A 3766-nucleotide genomic window follows, 5' to 3' on the forward strand; every position below is an offset into this window, starting at 1 on the left:
GGTGTCCGCGGCATGGATGCCGCGGCCAAGCCCCCAGGGACGGGTTTACGGCGTCCCCGCAACCCGACACCGCCCCGCCCGACAAACAGAAAAGCCAGAGCCGGCTGTTGCTCCGGCTCTGGCTTCTGCTGTGGAACTTGACGTTGCCTCTGCGGGTGCCGGGCCGCAGGCCCGGCCGATCACATCACATCACACCACCGGTTCGCGCAGGGCAGGGTTGTCCCAGCCCGGGCGCGGGGCAAAGCGGTCACCGTGACGCTGCTGCAGCGCCTTCAGGCGCTCGACGATCGCATCGGCACCCACCGCGCGGATGTGCTGGATCGGACCCCCGCGGAACGGCGCGAATCCGGTGCCGAAAATCACGCCCGCATCCAGCAGGTCCGCATCGGCCACCACGCCTTCGTGCAGGCAGGCCACGGCCTCGTTGAGCAGCGGCAGGATCAGGCGATCTTCCAGGTCCGCAGGGGCCTGGTAGTCGCTGGCGACATCCGGCTTCTTCGGCTTGCCGTTCTCCCAGGTGTAGATGCCCTGGCCATCCTTCTTGCCGCGCTTGTCGGCTTCCACCGTCTGCAGTGCCGCCGGAATCTGCAGGCCGAGGAACGGCGCCAGCTCGCGGCCCACGCCGGCGGCGACATCCAGGCCGACCGTGTCGATCAACTCGATGGGGCCCATCGGCATGCCGAACTTCACCGCTGCCTTGTCGATCACCGGGCCCGGGATACCTTCGGCATAGGCGGTGGCCGCCTCCAGCATGTACGGGAACAGCACGCGGTTGACCAGGAAGCCCGGGCTGCCCGCCACCGGTACCGGGAACTTGCCCAGCGCCTTGCAGAACGCTGCCAGACGGCGCTCGGTCTCCGGCGCCATGCCGTCGTGATGGATGATTTCCACCAGCGGCATCTGTGCCACCGGATTGAAGTAGTGCAGGCCGGCGAACTGCGCCGGGCGCTGGATGTGGTCGCGCAGTTCCACCAGCGGAATCGACGAGGTATTGGTGGTCAGCAGCGCATCGGCCTTCATGCCCGGCTCCAGCGTCTGGTACAGCGCGCGCTTGGCCTCCGGGTTCTCGATGATCGCCTCGATCACCAGATCAGCGGCGGCCACGCCTTTGCCCTCCAGATCCGCCCGCAGCCGCGCCGCCACCGCCGGACGCTTGCTCTCGTCCTTCACCTTCTTGGCGAACAGTGCCTGCGCGCGTTCCATCGCCGGATCGATGAAGCGCTGCTCGCGATCCTGCAGGGTGACCTCGAAGCCCTTGTAGGCTGCCCACGCGGCGATGTCACCGCCCATCACGCCGGCGCCGACCACGTGCACGTGGCGGATGCCGGAATCGCCGCCGCCCAGACCCTTCAGGCGCTCGGTCAGGAAGAAGATGCGGATCAGATTGCGCGCGGTCGGCGTGCTGGCCAGTTTGACCACCGCGCGGCGTTCGGCATCCAGGCGGGCCTGCACCGGCTTGCCGGCGCTGCGCTGCCAGGTGCTGATCAGTGCATAGGGCGCCGGGTACTGGTCCTTCTTCGCCTTGCGCGCGACCTGCTTGATCATCTGCGGTGCCAGCACCTTGCGCGCCAGCCAGGTGTTGCTGGCCCATGCCAGCGCACGCTGCTTGAACGGCCGCGTGGTGCCGGCCAGCGCCAGTGCGACGGCGGTGTCGAGCACCACCGCCGGTGCCACCACCTTGTCGACCAGGCCGATGCCACGCGCGGCCGAGGCCGAGAGGGTGCGGCCGGTCAGCATCATGTCCATCGCCGCCGGGGCGCCGACCAGCTGCGGCAGGCGCGCGCTGCCACCCCAACCGGGGAAGATGCCCAACTGGGTTTCCGGCAGCCCGATGCGGGTGCTGCTGTCGTTGGAGGCCACGCGGTAACGGCAGGCCAGGGCCAGCTCGGTGCCGCCACCCAGGCAGTGGCCATGGATGGCTGCAACGGTCGGGCAGGGCAGCTCTGCCAGCTTCTGGTAGGTGGATTGGCCGCGACGGATGGCATCGTTGACGGTGCCGCGCCGGTCGAACTCCTGGAATTCCTTCAGATCGGCGCCGGCGATGAAGCCGGCCTTCTTCAGGGACTGGATCACCACGCCCTTCGGCGGATCCAGCGCGATGCGTTCGAGCAGATCGCCCAGCTCCAGCAGCACGTCCTGCGACATCGCGTTGACACTGCTGTCCTGACGATCCAGGGACAGGACCACCACGCCGTCGTCGCGGATCTCGGGGTGCCAGTGGCTGAAGCGGAGACCATCGAAGCCTGAGAGCATGGACGTTCCATCCGGTTGTGTATGGAGAAGCGGCTATGATCCAGAGGTTGTTTCCCCCGCGTCAAATCCCTATAGCAGGGGAGTGGCGGTTCCGGATCCATGGCCGTGGAACAGAACGCTAACGGAACAGTGGTTAAAAGCTGGTGCGGCGCCGGGTGATCGGCGACTGAACTTTTCCCGGGATTGGCAGTCTCATTGCCCGACGTCGGTTGGGCTGACAGGAGTGCGGCCCCCCATGGCCGAGGTTGAAACACCACAGGAGCTGGATCTGGAACTGGTCCGGCGCGTGCAGCGCGGCGAGAGCGCGGCTTTCGATGTACTGGTGCGCAAGTATCAGCATCGGGTCGTGGCCCTGGTCGGTCGCTACATCGCCGACTGGAGTGAATGTCAGGACGTCGCCCAGGACACTTTCATACGCGCCTACCGCGCGATCGGAAGCTTCCGCGGCGATGCCCAGTTCTCAACCTGGTTGCATCGGATCGCCGTGAACACCGCCAAAAACTACCTGGCTTCACACAATCGCCGCCCGCCGACAGATGACATCGACATCGGCGATGCCGAACAGTTCGACAGCGGCACGCGCCTGCGCGACACCGACACGCCCGAACGCGAGTTGATGCGCCAGGAGCTGGAACAGACAGTGATGAAGGCCGTCAACGCGCTGCCGGAAGAACTCCGGTCGGCGATCACCCTGCGCGAGGTGGAAGGCCTGAGCTACGAGGAAATCGCGCAGAAGATGGGGTGCCCGATCGGCACCGTGCGCTCTCGGATCTTCCGGGCGCGCGAGGCGATCGACACCGAACTCCGGCCGCTGCTGGACATCGGCAGCGCCACCCGCGAGAAGAGCCGCGTATGACCAGTCATCCATTCAACGAATCGCAGAATCATCAATCGCCGGCCGGGCTGCGGCTTGACCAGCGCCATCGGGAACAGCTGTCGGCCCTGGTCGATGGCGAGCTGGGGGCCGACGAGGCCCGCTTCCTGCTGCGCCGCATGGAGCATGACCCTGAACTGGCCGGCTGCCAGGAACGCTGGCAGCTGCTGGGCGACGTGATGCGCGGGCAGGCCTCGGTGCTTGCGCCCGCCGGCTTCAGCGCCGCGGTTGCCTCTGCCATCGCCGCCGAACCCACGCCCCGGTCCGGGCCTCAGGACCGGCAGGTGCGCCGCAGTGGCTGGCGTACCTGGGGGGGCGGTGCCGCATTGGCTGCCTCGGTCGCTGCGGTGGCCCTGTTGATCGGCGGCGAGAAGCTGAAGGAGACCCCTCCCGGAGAGCCGCTGGCACCCCAGGTGGTCGCCAGCCAGGCCGAACTGCCGCCGGCACCGGTATCGCCCGCGACGGTGACCGAAGCCTCGGTCGATCCGGCGGTGGTGGCGGTGGCCAGTGTTCCGGCGGCCGCATTGGCCGCCAGCCGTCGCCAGGACGCACGCCGCGCCAGCGCCAGTGCCACCCGCGGCCAGCAGGCTGCGCGGGTGGCACAGCGTGACGACGGGGCGCAGCGGGCTGTGGCCGCCG

3 protein-coding genes are annotated in these 3766 nt (G+C 68.0%); 2 read left to right on the plus strand and 1 reads right to left on the minus strand.

Going from position 1 to position 3766, the window contains the following annotated elements; genetic code table 11:
- Window positions 1-189: 189 nt before the first annotated feature.
- The gene (locus QMZ25_RS18100; RefSeq protein WP_065174836.1) at window positions 190-2253 is read right to left on the minus strand and encodes a 3-hydroxyacyl-CoA dehydrogenase NAD-binding domain-containing protein; all 2064 of its coding nucleotides are present in this window, start codon (window positions 2251-2253) and stop codon (window positions 190-192) included.
- A gap of 235 nt (window positions 2254-2488) precedes the next feature.
- Between QMZ25_RS18100 and rpoE the strand changes: the two genes are divergently transcribed.
- Together rpoE and QMZ25_RS18110 are read left to right on the plus strand one after the other, a co-directional pair.
- On the plus strand, window positions 2489-3109 hold the full coding sequence (rpoE, locus tag QMZ25_RS18105) for an RNA polymerase sigma factor RpoE (RefSeq protein ID WP_065174837.1): 621 nt from the start codon (window positions 2489-2491) through the stop codon (window positions 3107-3109).
- Window positions 3106-3766: sigma-E factor negative regulatory protein (locus QMZ25_RS18110; protein ID WP_283220068.1), on the plus strand; the 661-nt coding region annotated here is incomplete at its 3' end. The genes rpoE and QMZ25_RS18110, both read left to right, overlap by 4 nt.

This window comes from Stenotrophomonas sp. RS-48 (assembly GCF_030053245.1).
In the GTDB taxonomy this organism is placed as follows: Bacteria; Pseudomonadota; Gammaproteobacteria; order Xanthomonadales; family Xanthomonadaceae; genus Stenotrophomonas; species Stenotrophomonas maltophilia_P.